At 38.8% G+C, this 15,218-nt stretch carries 12 protein-coding genes and 1 tRNA gene; 11 read left to right on the top strand and 2 right to left on the bottom strand.

Annotated elements, in window-relative coordinates; all coding sequences use genetic code 11:
- The first annotated feature begins 16 nt into the window (after positions 1-16).
- The gene (locus ORI98_RS02185) at positions 17-2,062 is read left to right on the top strand and encodes a S9 family peptidase (protein ID WP_306134071.1); all 2,046 of its coding nucleotides are present in this window, start codon (positions 17-19) and stop codon (positions 2,060-2,062) included.
- A gap of 64 nt (positions 2,063-2,126) precedes the next feature.
- Here the strand turns inward: ORI98_RS02185 and ORI98_RS02180 are convergent, their stop codons facing one another.
- A complete protein-coding gene (locus tag ORI98_RS02180) occupies positions 2,127-2,294 on the bottom strand; it encodes a hypothetical protein (protein ID WP_261299254.1) in 168 nt (55 codons plus the stop codon).
- Positions 2,295-2,671: 377 nt separating this feature from the next.
- Between ORI98_RS02180 and ORI98_RS02175 the strand changes: the two genes are divergently transcribed.
- From ORI98_RS02175 to ORI98_RS02165, 3 genes are all read left to right on the top strand, one after another.
- Positions 2,672-3,295: a YchE family NAAT transporter gene (locus ORI98_RS02175; RefSeq protein WP_371931110.1), complete on the top strand. Its 624-nt coding sequence runs from the start codon at positions 2,672-2,674 to the stop codon at positions 3,293-3,295.
- A gap of 123 nt (positions 3,296-3,418) precedes the next feature.
- Positions 3,419-3,506, top strand: a tRNA-Ser gene (locus ORI98_RS02170).
- A gap of 85 nt (positions 3,507-3,591) precedes the next feature.
- On the top strand, positions 3,592-4,962 hold the full coding sequence (locus ORI98_RS02165; RefSeq protein ID WP_306134070.1) for a DEAD/DEAH box helicase: 1,371 nt from the start codon (positions 3,592-3,594) through the stop codon (positions 4,960-4,962).
- Positions 4,963-5,036: 74 nt separating this feature from the next.
- Here the strand turns inward: ORI98_RS02165 and ORI98_RS02160 are convergent, their stop codons facing one another.
- Positions 5,037-5,267, bottom strand: a complete 231-nt coding sequence (locus tag ORI98_RS02160) for a hypothetical protein (RefSeq protein WP_261299257.1) — start codon at positions 5,265-5,267, stop codon at positions 5,037-5,039.
- A 907-nt stretch (positions 5,268-6,174) separates the two neighbouring features.
- On the opposite strand from ORI98_RS02160, the gene ORI98_RS02155 reads away from it, so the two are divergent.
- From ORI98_RS02155 to ORI98_RS02125, 7 genes are all read left to right on the top strand, one after another.
- The gene (locus ORI98_RS02155) at positions 6,175-7,944 is read left to right on the top strand and encodes a DUF885 domain-containing protein (protein WP_306134069.1); all 1,770 of its coding nucleotides are present in this window, start codon (positions 6,175-6,177) and stop codon (positions 7,942-7,944) included.
- A 317-nt stretch (positions 7,945-8,261) separates the two neighbouring features.
- The gene (locus ORI98_RS02150) at positions 8,262-8,924 is read left to right on the top strand and encodes a response regulator transcription factor (protein WP_306134068.1); all 663 of its coding nucleotides are present in this window, start codon (positions 8,262-8,264) and stop codon (positions 8,922-8,924) included.
- Positions 8,925-9,039: 115 nt separating this feature from the next.
- Positions 9,040-10,164: a M14-type cytosolic carboxypeptidase gene (locus tag ORI98_RS02145; protein ID WP_306134067.1), complete on the top strand. Its 1,125-nt coding sequence runs from the start codon at positions 9,040-9,042 to the stop codon at positions 10,162-10,164.
- Between the two features lie 22 nt (positions 10,165-10,186).
- Positions 10,187-10,504, top strand: a complete 318-nt coding sequence (locus ORI98_RS02140; RefSeq protein WP_261299261.1) for a zinc ribbon domain-containing protein — start codon at positions 10,187-10,189, stop codon at positions 10,502-10,504.
- Positions 10,501-10,782 (top strand): YeaC family protein, encoded by a 282-nt coding sequence (locus tag ORI98_RS02135; RefSeq protein ID WP_261299262.1) that lies wholly within the window; start codon positions 10,501-10,503, stop codon positions 10,780-10,782. Before ORI98_RS02140 ends, ORI98_RS02135 begins: the two co-directional genes overlap by 4 nt.
- 541 nt (positions 10,783-11,323) lie before the next feature.
- A complete protein-coding gene (locus tag ORI98_RS02130) occupies positions 11,324-14,359 on the top strand; it encodes a ligand-binding sensor domain-containing diguanylate cyclase (RefSeq protein ID WP_306134066.1) in 3,036 nt (1,011 codons plus the stop codon).
- 404 nt (positions 14,360-14,763) lie between these two features.
- Positions 14,764-15,144, top strand: coding sequence for a hypothetical protein (locus ORI98_RS02125; RefSeq protein ID WP_306134065.1), 381 nt, complete (start codon positions 14,764-14,766; stop codon positions 15,142-15,144).
- The last annotated feature ends 74 nt before the right edge of the window (positions 15,145-15,218 follow it).

Here is a 15,218-nt window from a genome sequence, read left to right as displayed (position 1 = left end):
AGAGATAATCAATAACATGAAAACTTCTTCAGTGCTTTTAGCATTGGTTGCTGCAGGAATGGCAACGTCAGTGTATTCAGCTGAACCTTTTACTGTTCAGCACTTGGTTAATATGAATAAAATCCATTCATATGCAGTTTCCAACGACGGTAACACCTTAGTTTATGGTGTTAAAGTGATTAATGATAAAGGTGAGGCTAGTTCTGATCTTTACGCACTTGATTTATCCAATAAGTCAGCCAAGCCAAAACAATTAACATCAGCAGCTGGCACTGAGCATGATGTTAATTTTGCTGCTGATAACAAAAGTATTTACTTTCTAGCCGATCGCAGTGGCAGTAGTCAGCTGTTTCAATTATCACTCAATGGTGGTGAAGCTCAGCAAGTAACAGACTTACCGCTTGATGTGAATGGCTATAAATTATCTCAAGATGGCACGCAAGTTGTGATGACAATGCGCGTGTTTCCTGAGTGTAAAGATTTAGCCTGTTCAAAAGAGAAATTTGCCCTAGAAAAAGATCGTAAAACAACCGGACGTGAATATAAGCAATTAATGGTACGTCATTGGGATACGTGGGAAGACCATGCCCGTAATCATTTATTTGTTGCCAATATTAACGGCAAAAAAATTACCGACGCGGTTAATGTGACTCAAGGCCGTGATACTGAAACACCGCCAAAGCCATTTTCAGGTATGGAAGAAGTGACATTCTCTCCTGATGGTAAGTATGTGGTTTATAGCGCTAAAGCGCCAAGTCGTGATCAGTCTTGGACCACCAATTATGATTTATGGCAAGTACCGGTTAGCGGCGGTGAAACGGTTAATTTAACCGAAGCTAATAAAGCGTGGGATGCACAGCCTACCTATTCAGCAGATGGTCGTTACATGGCTTATCTAGCAATGAGCAAACCAGGATTTGAAGCTGATCGTTACCGTTTAATGTTACTTGATACCGTAACGGGTCAAGAAAAAGAAGTCGCGCCTTTGTGGGATAGAAGCCCAAGCTCAATAAACTTTAGTAAAGATGGCCGTACCCTATATGTCACCGCTCAAGATGTTGGTCAAGTATCCATATTTGAAGTTAATCCGCAGTTTGGCGATGTTCGCCCAATTTACAACGATGGCAGCAATAGCATTGTTGCGGTGACAAATAATCAAATTATTTTCAAAAATGCCTCTTTGGTTGAACCCGGTGATTTGTACACAATAAGCTTAGAGGGCGAAAACCTACGCCGTTTAACGGAAGTGAACAAAGAAAAAGTGGCTGACATTCAATTTGGTGAATTTGAACAGTTCAAGTTTAAAGGCTGGAACGACGAAACGGTTCACGGTTATTGGATTAAACCTGCAAATTATAAAGAAGGTGAAAAATATCCTATTGCCTATTTAGTCCATGGCGGTCCACAAGGATCATTTGGCAACTCATTTAGTGGTCGTTGGAATGCTCAATTATGGGCTGGCGCTGGTTATGGTGTTGTAATGGTCGATTTCCATGGCTCAACAGGTTATGGACAAGCATTCACAGACTCAATCAGTCAAGATTGGGGTGGTAAGCCATTAGAAGATTTGAAAAAAGGCATGGCTGCAGTGACAGAGCAACAACCTTGGTTAGATGCTAATAATGCCTGTGCGCTGGGTGGTTCATATGGCGGTTACATGATGAACTGGATCCAGGGACATTGGAGTGATGGTTTCAAGTGTCTAATTAACCATGCTGGTTTATTTGATATGCGCTCTATGTATTATGTAACAGAAGAGTTGTGGTTCCCTGAATATGAATTCGGTGGCACATATCAAGATAACAAAGAGCTTTATGAAAAGTTTAATCCAGTCAACTATGTTGAAAACTGGAAAACGCCTATGTTAGTCATACATGGCGAGAAAGACTTCCGTGTACCTTATGGTCAAGGTCTAGCAGCATTTAGTTTTATGCAGCGCAAAGGGATCCCGTCAGAACTGTTAATGTTCCCAGACGAAAACCATTGGATTTTGAATCAAGATAACTTACAACAGTGGTATAAAAATGTATTTGGCTGGATGGATCGCTGGACAGCTAAATAACCACATAAAGTGATTTGTACTAAAATGTGATGTCAGCAATGGCATCACATTTTTTTTAGCGGATTTACGCTGATTCTTTCAAGGGAAAATTGTGGGGCAGGTTCATATCAACAGGTTCAATGACGCGGGCTTGATTCGGCTTGGTTATCCACAAATAATAGGTCATTCTTCTTCGCGAACTACTGAATTTACGGCTATTATTCTTTAGGCTAACTTTATTACGCAGTGCCATAAAAATCCTTGTTAACATTTTTATTAAACAGAAATTTTTTGTTACATGTCATTGTACAGTAATTAAGAGGCCAATTACATAAATTGGTCATATGTTTTGGTCTACTTACACCTTAAATAAGACTGTGATTGAAATATCAGCAAAAATAGCAATTATATATTGCAGGATTGATAGATGTTTATCATTAGGTGTAGCTTAATTACATTTTGTTTTTGCTAAGCAATACTTAACACAGTAACGTGATATCAAAATTTCTAATGTGAAATAGACCATTTTATAGAAAATATCACTTCTATAAAGGGAACACTTACATTAAAGTAACGCTCCTTTTTGTTCGCGATAAACAAATTTCTTTAGAGGATCCCTCATTGGATTACATGCTCTACATTAAGTTCTTTTTAGGACTATTGGCCATTATTAACCCAGTTGGGCTATTGCCGGTTTTTGTGAGTTTAACTAGTCATCAAACCGACTTAGAAAGAAAACACACTAACAAAGTAGCTAACTTTGCCGTTGTGGTTATTCTGTTTGTCACCATCATTGCTGGCCAACATATTTTAAATATGTTCAGTATTTCATTGTCGGCATTCCGTATTGCAGGTGGTAGCTTGATATGCATCATTGCAATGTCGATGTTGCAAGGTAAGATCAGTGAAGTAAAACGTAACCAAGAAGAAGACCGTGAATCTTCTGGGATGGAGTCGGTTGCTGTTGTCCCTTTAGCTTTGCCATTAATGGCAGGACCTGGGGCAATTAGTTCGGTGATCGTCTTTGCGGCAGAGCATAATACATTTATCGATTTCATTGGTATGTTCAGTACCGTGCTGGTATTTGGTTTGTTGAGTTGGGCATTATTCAATATGGCTCCAGCCATTTTTAAGCTATTAGGTAAAACCGGTATTAACGTGATTACTCGTTTGATGGGGTTATTAATGTTGTCTCTAGGGATTGAGGTGATTGCTGCAGGTATAAAAGGGCTATTTCCTCAGTTGATGGGTTAATTACTTAATTTTGCACAGCATTTGTGCAAACACTAACGCGTTAGGTATTTTAGCTTGACCCACCCGTGCCATTTGCGTAAAGTAGCGCCCGCAGAGCTGATTGGCTCTATAAAACAATCTTAAGGTGACGTGTCCGAGTGGCTGAAGGAGCACGCCTGGAAAGTGTGTAAAGGGCAACCTTTCGAGAGTTCGAATCTCTCCGTCACCGCCAAATTCTAAAAGAAAGACGTCTTCGGACGTCTTTTTTGTTTATAATGACTTCCAATTATTGCCATTCACCTTGTTTGAGCGCCTCTATGACATTTTTATCTCTCGGGTTAAACCCCATTATTGTCGATAACCTGACTACTTTAGGTTATGAGACTCCGACCGCTATTCAACAAAAAGCGATCCCTGAAATTCTTAAAGGTAAAAATGTTATTGCAGCGGCACAAACGGGTACAGGTAAAACCGCCAGTTTTGTATTGCCTATTTTAGATAAATTGGCAAAAGCTGAAACGGTTCGCAAGAAAAGAATGCGCGCGCTCATTTTAGCGCCGACACGAGAGCTAGTTTCTCAAGTTCATCAAAATGTTCAACGCTATGCGCAAGGGTTGGCTTTGCGATCTATGGCAATGTACGGTGGTGTTGACCTTAATGAACAAAAAGCGGCCTTAATTGATGGTGTCGACATCGTCGTAGCTACGCCGGGTAGATTATTAGATTTATATACTCAACGTGCCTTGCATTTTGATGAGCTTGAAGTGCTGGTATTAGATGAAGCTGATCGCATGTTAGACATGGGCTTTATTGAAGATATCAATAAAATATTAGAAAAGTTACCGGAAGACAGACAAAACTTATTGTTTTCAGCCACCTTATCTAATCAGGTGAGGGTGTTAGCTAAAACGGCGGTACGTAACGCCGTAGAAATTACCCTTAATAAAGAAGTGGCGACTAAACCCAAAATCGAACAATGGCTAACCACGGTAGATAAAGATAAAAAGTCGGCGTTACTAAGTCACCTTATTCAACAAAATCAGTGGCAACAAGCATTAATTTTTATTGAAACCAAAGCGGGCGCGGCAAAGCTTGTTAGCCAGTTAGCCAAACGTGACATTGTGGCTGAATGTATTCACGGTGGCCGAAGCCAGGTGATCCGTGAACAGCTTTTAGCTGATTTTAAGCAAGGCCATATTCAATACCTTATTGCTACAGGAGTTGCTGCAAGGGGGATTGATATCGACGATTTACCCGTTGTTGTTAACTATGACTTGCCGTTTCCTGCTGATGATTATATTCATCGAATCGGCCGAACTGGGCGTGCGGGTGCAAGCGGATTAGCAATATCATTAGTGTCAAAAGATGATTTTAAAAACCTGTGTATGATTGAAAGTCGTTTAGGTGAACTGATTGAACGCAAAGTGATAGCAGGTTTTGAACCGAAAAAGCCTATTCCGATCTCTGTGTTAAATTTTGTACCTAAAGCCAGACATAAATCGAATGACGATAAAAATAACCAAGCCACATTGTCTTTAAATAAAGGTAAAAGCGCGGTGAGGGGAAATAACCATAAAGGTGGCACTGAACAACACACCACACAACGTGCTTCAAAACCTGCAACGCACTTTAAACATGATACTGATAAACCTTTACCGCTGGATCCTTGGGGAACAGCTAAAAAGTAGTGAGTATTGTCATTCCCCTTATTGAATGGACTGTGTAAGGGGAATAATGGCTTTAGTACATGCTGTTATTGATATCAAGCATTATTAATTTTGTGCGTTAAATCATATGCATCTTCTGTGACCAAGCGTTCAAGCACTTCAACTCTATTACGTAATGCCTGTAATTCATCGTTGATCGATTTCGACTGATTACGGTATTCATTTGCAGCAGATAATTGCTTTGCTCTTAACTTCATAATACTGATCACAAAACTCCCTATTATGGCTAAAATAGGGATTAGCAGTGCCAACGTTGCCACGTTCATATTCATTCCTTATATCTAACAACACGCAGTAATGGTGTTGATACTATGTATGGTTAAGCATTGGATTGCCAGTGACATTTGTCATTTCCTATACAAGTAACACTCTGTTTAACTATCAAAGTTTAACTATCAAAATCGCCACTAAGCTGCTGTCATCTTGGCTTTTAGGATTAACGTTGTATTTTTAAATAGTCGTAAAGCCGTTAACAATCTTAGGCTATGTTGATCTTTGCTGGTTGTGTTTTGTTCGAGATAAAAACGAATTAAGCGTGGCGAGTGGCGTGCTGCATGGCAACCTAAGCGCGCTTTGTTTGCAGAAAGTTCACTCAACAAAGCTTAACTCAACAAAACTTAATTCATTTTTAGATGAACCTTCTTATTAGGGCCTGTTGATCTTTCAAGGTTGTTTTTGCAGCGAATTGTTAGTCATTTGTACAAGGCAGAGACTTTGTGGTGTAGTTATTCTACATAAGAAGTCGATAACGCAGTACAAATGACCAACAAACGCTGCCCGAAGGGGTCGGCTAAAAACGTTTTACTCTTTGTTGAATGGTTTTTGCTTAGATGATTAGGCATCAATCCATTCGCCTCAATTAAAACGTTTTTAACTCGAACAAAATTCAACCAGCAAAGATCAACAGGCCCTAGTAATCACAACCTGTTAAGGCCAACAGTCTCAGCATTTGCGGAAATTCACTAGCCGCATCATGGTTAAATTGAATCTTAATTAAATCGAGTTTTTAATTAAGATTCAATTGTGTGACAAGACATTTCAAAGGTTGAAATACTTCTGCAAAAACTTAAAAAAGATGGTTAACTATTGGCAAACATTTATACCCGCATTACCAACGTTGTTTCATATACGTTGGTGGCTTGATTACATTAACTAAAACAATAAAGGTTTGTTATGAAAAAGGCGTTAATTTCACTTTCTGTTGCATTGGCTCTTACAGGCTTAACCGCCTGTAATGAACAGGCAAATACAGCTTCTACCCCAGCAAATGTTCAACAAACGGCAGCTGTGTCATTTGCCGACTTTTCACAGGCATTTATTGATGATTTATGGCAGCTATCACCAACATGGGCAATGTATAACGGTAAACATGTTAATGATGGTTACCTTGAAGTACCAAACCAAGCTAGCAGAGATAAAACATTAGCTTTTGTGGCTAAACATAAAGCACAACTTGCCACATTTGATCAAAAATCACTGACAGCCAATGAGTTAATTGATTACAAGTTACTTGAAAATTTAGTCAATAACTTTGAGTGGGATATCAATACCTTTAAATCATGGCAGTGGGACCCATCCAGTTACAATGTTGCTGGTGGATTTGCCCAAATCATTAATGAAGATTTTGCGCCTTTTGATGAACGTTTAGTCTCTGTCATTGCGCGTTTAGAGCATGTACCAGCTTATTATCAAGCAGCTCGAGACAATATTAATAATCCAACGTTACCGCACACCCAATTGGCCATTCAGCAAAATCAGGGGGCATTTTCAGTCCTTAGCGAAGACCTAGCGGCTAAAGTGTCTGTTTCCGGTTTAACGGATGAACAAAAGCAATTGTTCAACAGCCGTTTTACGGCGGCGAAGACGGCTATTAACCAGCATATTGAATGGTTAAAGGCGCTCGAAAGCACGCTGCAAACTGAGGGTGCCCGAGATTTTAGAATTGGTGAAGCACTTTACGAGCAAAAATTTGCCTTAGATATTCAAGCTGGCATGACAGCGAAACAGCTTTTTGAAAAAGCCGTTGCAGATAAAAACCGTGTACAGGCAGAAATGGCTAAAATCACCCATGATATTTGGTCAAAGCATATTGCAACACCAAAACCTGAAGATGATAAATTGGCCATTCGTCAACTGATTGATGTGTTATCTTCTAATCATGTTAAGCGTGAGAACTTTGTTGACGATGTGCGTCAGCAAATTCCTGAATTGGTGAAGTTCGTCAATGATAAGAAACTCATTACCCTTGATCCAAATAAACCGTTAGTGGTTCGCGAAACGCCTGAATACATGCGTGGTTTTGCTGGTGCATCAATCAGTGCCCCAGGCCCATATGAAAAGGGCAGTAACACTTATTATAACGTTACGCCTTTAGATGGCATGAGTGATGAATCTGCCGAAAGCTACTTGCGTGAATACAATCACTGGATCTTACAAGTACTGAATATTCATGAAGCTATTCCGGGGCATTACACACAGTTAGTGTATTCAAATGAATCTCCAAGCCTAGTAAAAAGCTTATTTGGAAATGGTGCTATGGTTGAAGGTTGGGCAGTATACACAGAACGTATGATGCTTGAAGAAGGATACGGTAACTTTGAACCTGAAATGTGGTTAATGTACTACAAGTGGAATTTACGTGTTATTGCGAACACCATTCTAGATTACAGTATTCAAGTTAAGGGTATGGGAGAAGAAGAAGCGATTGCTTTGATGGAAAATGAAGCATTCCAACAACGTGCTGAAGCCGAAGGAAAATGGCGTCGTGCGACTTTAAGCCAAGTACAATTAACGAGTTATTACTCTGGCTATCGTGAAATTTACGATTTCAGGGAAGAACTCAAAAATGAACAAGGTGAAGCGTTCGATCTGAAACAGTTCCATGAAACGTTTTTAAGTTATGGTAGTGCACCGGTTAAATATATCCGTCAATTAATGAAGTAATCTTTGATGAGATTATTGCAAGCCCAAAAAGCCTGAATATTCAGGCTTTTTCATTATAACAGCCCCCATTTTTGGATAATCATCGACATTGCCGATGCTTAATCATCAAAGTCAGACCGTATACTTTTTATCCTCGTGCAATGACATGGTATCAAGCCATTGCCTCAATAAAGTGTTTGCAACTGCAATAACCCGCAACAGGCTTTCGCAATCGACTTAAAAAGCTAACATTATGGGACAATTTTTTTAATCAAAAGTAGAATAATTCACTATCACATGTTAATCTTAATGCAAATCGTTATCATTTGTGGTGTATTGTGAAAAGAATACTATTAATCGAACAAAAAGTTGAAGCAGGTTTTGATTTTGGTAGAAAACTGAATGAATTAGGCTATCAAATTTGCACTGTTAATGATGCCTTTCAAGCATTAGTCCATTTAGAATCGCATTCATTTGATCTAATTTTAGTGGATTTGGCGATTCCAAAAATGGATTCTTTTTGGCTGCTTGTTGCCCGTAAATGCCACACTCCAGTCATCACTTTAGCCAATACCAATGATGTGCTTGAGAAATTGAATGCTTTCGAACTCGGTGCCGATGATTACTTATCAAAGCCCTTTAATATTCGTGAGCTACAACTGCGTATGAATGTGATTACACGTCGCGGCCAGCTCGTTGAAAATGCCATCAAGCAGACCATGATTGAATTTGATGATACAGAATACTCATTAACCTGTAGCGGCCATAAAATTACCTTAACTAATACCGAATATCGTCTGTTTAAATACCTTTATGAGCGCCAGGGTGAAGTGGTAACCAAAGAGGAATTACAACAACGAGTGTTACATAAAAAGCTTGGAAAATTTGACCGTAATCTCGATATGCATATTAGTAATACCCGTAGAAAACTAGCGGATCGCAATTTGTCGCGAGATTTAATCAATACCGTAAGAGGGCAAGGTTACAGCTTTAACTTTTAACAGTTCACACAAATAGTCGTATTTGGTAAGCTATGCCGATAAAAATAGCCAACACAACCGCAATAATTGCAATTCAGTGTGGGCATAAGCGGTACAACTTACTAAAGGATTATCTATGCGGATCAGTGCAAATTTTGATGGCGGAAATATTGAAGTCATTAATATCGACAAACACGATGATATTCAACTTGCGATCAAACCTGATTTTGGTGGTGAGTTTTATCAGTGGTTTAATTTTCGTTTAGAAGGTGCCGTAGGCCAAACTTACACCATGCATATTAATAATGCTGGCACCGCATCTTATCCCAAAGGTTGGCAAGATTACCAAGCAGTAGCCAGTTATGATCGCCAGCAATGGTTTCGCGTGCCTACATCTTATCAAGACGGTAAATTAACCATTGAAGTTGAGCTAGACTGCGAAGCCATTCAAATTGCCTATTTTGCACCTTACAGCTATGAACGTCATTTAGACTTAATCAGCGAAGTGCAATTACACCCATCGGTCAGTCTAGAGCATCTTGGTTTAACACTAGATGGCCGTGATATGACCTTATTGAAAATCGGTGATGGTGACGAAGACAAGAAAAACATCTGGATCACAGCAAGACAGCACCCAGGTGAGACGATGGCTGAATGGTTGGTTGAAGGTTTATTAAGCCAACTGCTAGATGGTGATAATCCAACGTCTAAGTCTTTACTGGATAAAGCCAATTTTTATGTTGTTCCTAATATGAATCCAGATGGCAGTGTGCGTGGACATCTTCGCACCAATGCCGTTGGCACAAACTTAAACCGCGAGTGGCAGACGCCGAGTTTAGAAAAAAGCCCTGAAGTGTATTATGTTGTTAACAAGATGAAAGAAACGGGCGTAGATTTATTTTATGACGTACATGGCGATGAAGGCTTACCATACGTATTCCTTGCAGGCTGTGAAGGTGTGCCAAATTACACAGATAAAATGGCCCAACTACAAAGTAAATTCGTATCATCATTACAGTTAGCCAGTGCAGATTTTCAAACACAATATGGTTATGACAAAGATGAACCCGGTAAAGCTAATCTAACCGTTGGCTCTAATTGGGTTGCCAATACCTTCAAATGCCTATCTAACACACTTGAGATGCCGTTTAAAGATAATGCCAATTTGTCAGATCCATTTGTAGGTTGGTCTCCTGAGCGTAGTATCTATCTTGGTGAAGCGTCATTACTGGCAATGTTAGCGGTTGTTGACGATTTATAATAAGTAAGAAGGGTTTTCATTAATGGCATTAATTGAATGTCCTAAGTGTCAAAAGCGGATTTCCAGTCAAGCTAAACAGTGCAGCCATTGCAAAGTAAGTTTGGCCGGAAATACCGAAACATTATCTAAAATCAGTCATATTCAACACTCGAATAAACTGATGAACCACAGCTTGTTTTGCTTAACACTGTTTATTGGTGGAGCCGTCGCTTGGTTTTGGGGCGGAGAGCAAGCCCAAGGTATACAGGCCATTGCAGCTGTGTCGTGTTTTGTTATTGGTTTTGTAGGTTATTTAATTACGCGGGTAAGACTCGTGCTACATAAGCGGAAATCTGTATGAATGATATCAACAAAGTCATTGATGAAATGCCAGAGGAAGTTTACCAAAGATTGGTGTCAGCCACCGAGCTTGGTAAATGGGAAGACGGTACTGTGTTGTCTGAAGCCCAACGCGAAAATACGTTACAAGTGATCATGCTTTATCAAGCCCGCAAACTTAAACAAACTGATCATTTTACGATTGGTGCGGGTGGTAGCATCAATGAGTTGTCTAAAACTGAACTCAAGAAGCAATTTAAGGGTGAAGCGATTGCTGAGTTTAAAGAGGCTGATATTTAGGCCGTTTGGCTACATCAACTCAACCTTGGCTTACAAATGAATAAACCAGTTTTAAATAGCTAATATTTATTCGCTTATAGTCAAACTGAACTTTATGTGCTGATAACAAGGCAAATTTACCCGTTTATTACTGTTTATTGCAAGTGAATTCTATGTAGATTTTTTTATAAGTTGATGTTTTATAAGTTTTTAATTTTGTGTGCTAAAGTTAAGTTGCGTACCCATTTAAAAAAGCGAGCCATTGGCTCGCTTTTTTTATCAGTAAACTGTTTCTAATCAAGATATTAATCTCTTCAACGCTAGTTAAAGCAGAATAAATGACCATCAGGCTCTGTGTAAAGCCGACAAAAGTATTCCAAGCCTCAATCGTTGCTATTACCTGTATCTTGCGTAAATCATCTTGTTTCAAGGTTTAGTATTGATTGCTTATTAATAGGGTATTGAACATCTTATATACTTAACCTGTTCATTAAGTTATCTTTAATTACACAAAATTTTATTGATTATCGCGATGTGCTGTTATTCAGCGAACAGGTTATTTATGCAAATTAAGTTTGATGCATCTGTTGTATATTTTAAGGGTTTATTTGAGCCGTTTGTTGGCCGAATGGTGTATTTTTGCATACTCATGATGTCTTGTTTTACCCCAGCGTTAGTCAGCAGTGCTGAGCTGACATTGTATGATGTATCTGAGCCCTTTGTGGTTAACGTTGGTGAGGATGGCAGTTACCCAAATGGATTTATTACTTCCATTATTCAAGATAGTAATAGGGATATTTGGTTTGGCACTTATGAAGGATTAGTGCGTTATGATTCGCACGACTTTACAAGTTACAAGCATGATCCCCAAGATAATAAAACCATTTCAGGTAATCTCATTACCCATATTACGCCAGACAATGATGGCGGTATTTGGATTTCCAGTTATTCAACTGGCTTAACCTACTTCAATATCAATAAACAAATTTTAACTCAGTACACCGAACAGACAGAAACTCAACCAGGTTTAGCATCAAACATCGTTATGGCGACATTGCTTGATGGCGACACGTTATGGGTTGGAACCGCCAAAGGACTAAATCTGATTGATCTTAAGGATAATTCAATCAAATTTTTTGATTATCATCTTGATAAAGATGCGAAAAAAGGTGGTGTGACGTCATTAGCCAAAGATGCCGAGGGTAAAATTTGGCTTGGAACAACAAAAGGTTTGTATTTTGTTGATCAAGCTAACTCGATAATTGTGCCTGTATTAACACCCAGCATAAAGGGCAAAAGCGTTTACCGCTTACTTTATTCAGATCAAAATAAGCTTTGGTTAGGCACTCAAAAACATGGTATTGCATATTTAGATACCCATACCCAGCAAGTTACTTGGTTAAAGTCTTCAAAATCACAAGACATGGATACTGCCTGGGTAATGGGCTTTACTGTAGTGAATGACACTGAAATGTGGGTTGCCACTTTTGGTGGTGGTATCGTGGTGGTCGACCAGCAAAAAAATGAAATCAAAGGCCATTTAACCCATCATAAAAAAGGTAAAAAAGGCTTAGTGTCCAATGATGTCAGCACAGTGTTTATGAGTGAAGATAAGCAGGTGTGGATTGGACATTGGGGTAAATATGTCCAAAAGACAAATCTGCAAGTTACATTTGTGAGAACATTTGATATCGCATCCTTTGGCCTTTTTGATGAAACGGTCAATGCAATAACCGAGTTAAACAATGGGACTTTATTATTAGGTAATGACCAACTTATAGCTGTCACGATAGAGAATAACGCGCTAGCGGCAAACTCAATCCCAAGCGTTGAGCATGCGTTAAATCAAGACATCATAACCACCTTATCGCAAGACAGTCACGGCAATATTTGGGTCGGAACTCGGCAATCTGGTTTGCTACAGTTTGATGAGCAGTTTGCGCTAATTAATCACTTTAACGACAAAAATGATTTTCCTCATCAAGTCATCCGTTTCTTAATACCATCATCTGATGGTGGTATGTGGATAGGCTCGAATGGCTTGAGTAAATGGGACCCCAAGCAAGGCTTTATCCATTTTAATATCCCTGCCAATAATCGTCTGCAAAGTGAAAGTATGCTTGAAGCAACAGATGGAACATTATGGTTGGCATCATTTGGGCAACTTTATCGCGTATTGCCTCAATCAAATAAGCTCGAATTAGTCATTAAAAATGTCAGCGATATTCATCCCTTAGCGGGAAACCTAATTAGCAGTTTGGTTGAAGATAAACAGCAAAATTTATACTTTTTGTCGAATAATCGCCTGTTCTCATTACTGACTAGCAACAGTAACGCAATAAAGGTTGAACTTGCTCCTTTGTATGCAGACTTCAGTATTGATGGTGTTCGAAATTTAGTGATTGATGCAGCACAAAACATCTGGACAGACAAAGAGTTTATTGATTTAGCTGCAAAGTCCAAAACTAAATTTTATCGTCGTGATGGGATTGATATTGGCACGGGATGGAATGGCGGAAAATTAGTCAGTCACAATGCTAATATTTTCTTTGTCGGAAGTCGGGGATTAATGGTAATCGAGCCTAAGTTAGCTGTAACGGCTCCAATTAGCAGCAAAGTTTACATCACTAATTTAGCTTTAGATGGAAACTCTCAACGACTATCCAATGCCGAAGTGATGATTAAACCAGAAACTTCCGAAATCACTTTTGAGCTTAATGCGAAAAACTTTAATGATTCCTCTGTCATGCAATATCAATATCGACTTAATGGTATGAGTGATGAGTGGATCCCGATTTCATTTAAACAACGATACATCACCTTTAGAGATTTACCCCCAAGGGAATATCTGTTTAGTGCAAGAGCTAAAAATATAGACAATGGTGCTATCAGTCTTGAAACTTCCTATGCCTTTAAAGTACTTCCGCACTGGTTTGAAACGGTTTGGTTCAGAGGCTGCGCTGTATTAGCCTGTTTGGGGTTGATCTTTTTTGGGCACGCGTTAAGAGTTAATTTAGTTAAAAAGCAAAATGCAGAACTTGAATTACTTGTTCAAGAGAGAACAAAGGAATTGGAACAAAAAAATGCGCACATTGAAGAGCTAGCCAATCACGATCCGCTAACTTCACTGCCTAATTTAAGGCTTGCTACCGATAGATTGTCGGAAGCCTTAAAGCGTTCTAAGCGTGACAATAACATGACCGCAGTGATCTATTTTGATTTAGACGGCTTTAAGTTAATTAACGATACTTATGGGCATAATACCGGCGATTTTATTCTGCAATCCGTTGCCGATCGTGTAACCAAACTTATTAGAGAAACCGATACCTTATGTCGAATAGGTGGCGATGAGTTTTTACTTATTTTAAGTGGTATTGAGCGTCGTGAGTTAATTGAACAATTATGTGAACGCATACTCAACGAATTTACCCAAAGTGTAGATTGGGAAGGGCATCAATTAATGATCAGAATGAGCATTGGCGTAGCAGTTTACCCAATTCACGGTGAAAACGGTAAAGCGTTAATTCACCGTGCGGATACCGTCATGTACCAAGTTAAAAAAACCGGTAAATTTAATTATAAAATCGATGATTTTTAAACGAGTAACATGGCAGGCAAGCTATTCCTGTTACATAGCCTGTATCGCGGTAATTTATCCCTTTAGTTATCCTTTTATTAAGGATACTGTTTTTATATACAGTGGTAATGGTTTTTCGCAGGTATCTTGATTACATTGACAATTAATCAGTCTAAAGTCGCACAATAAAGAATCGTGTCTTGTTATAAGTATCAGATATTTAATGATTAAAATTTTTAAGCCATTGCAATATCCACTTTTAACGCGCAATCTCGCTTTTATTTGACAGTCGAGTTAAATAAAACTGCTTTACATCAATAAGATAGTAAATGTAGGATGTTATAAATCAATAACTTGTATGGCCGACTTTATCGGGCGTGCCGTTCAATAAGCTGTTATATTTTTCACAAGGATAGGAGTCAATTATGACTATAGCGCACAAAAATGTTATTTCATTTCTACTAGGTAGTTCTTTTGCTTATATATTTGTTTGGTTAATTGGTGTTGTTGCAGCGTTACCAGTACCTGAGTTTCTTCGTCCGTATAATGAGTTTGTGGTATCGTATTATTCAAATATATTAATAGTAATGTTTGCGGCTTTTTTATCTTTTATTATGATGCTTGTGGTACGCAAAGCATTCAGATTATTTACTAAGCAAAATTTATTTTACTTTGCTTTGCCAATAGTTTTATTTTTAGTTTATCTATTAGTGTTTTTAAGCTTTGCTGCCGCCCCTTTACTATTTGCCGCAATTCCAACACTTTTAGTTGCGTTGTTACTTTCCAGTAGCGCACAAAAAATATAACGAATAAGGATAGGCCGCGCGCAGCCGCGTCCTTATCCCAAGTGTTGAACAAGCCCGAGTGATACCTTTATAGT

The sequence above is a fragment of the Shewanella sp. ULN5 genome, from assembly GCF_030731885.1.
Lineage (GTDB): Bacteria > Pseudomonadota > Gammaproteobacteria > Enterobacterales > Shewanellaceae > Shewanella > Shewanella holmiensis.
This window is presented reverse-complemented; position numbering and strand designations above follow the sequence as displayed.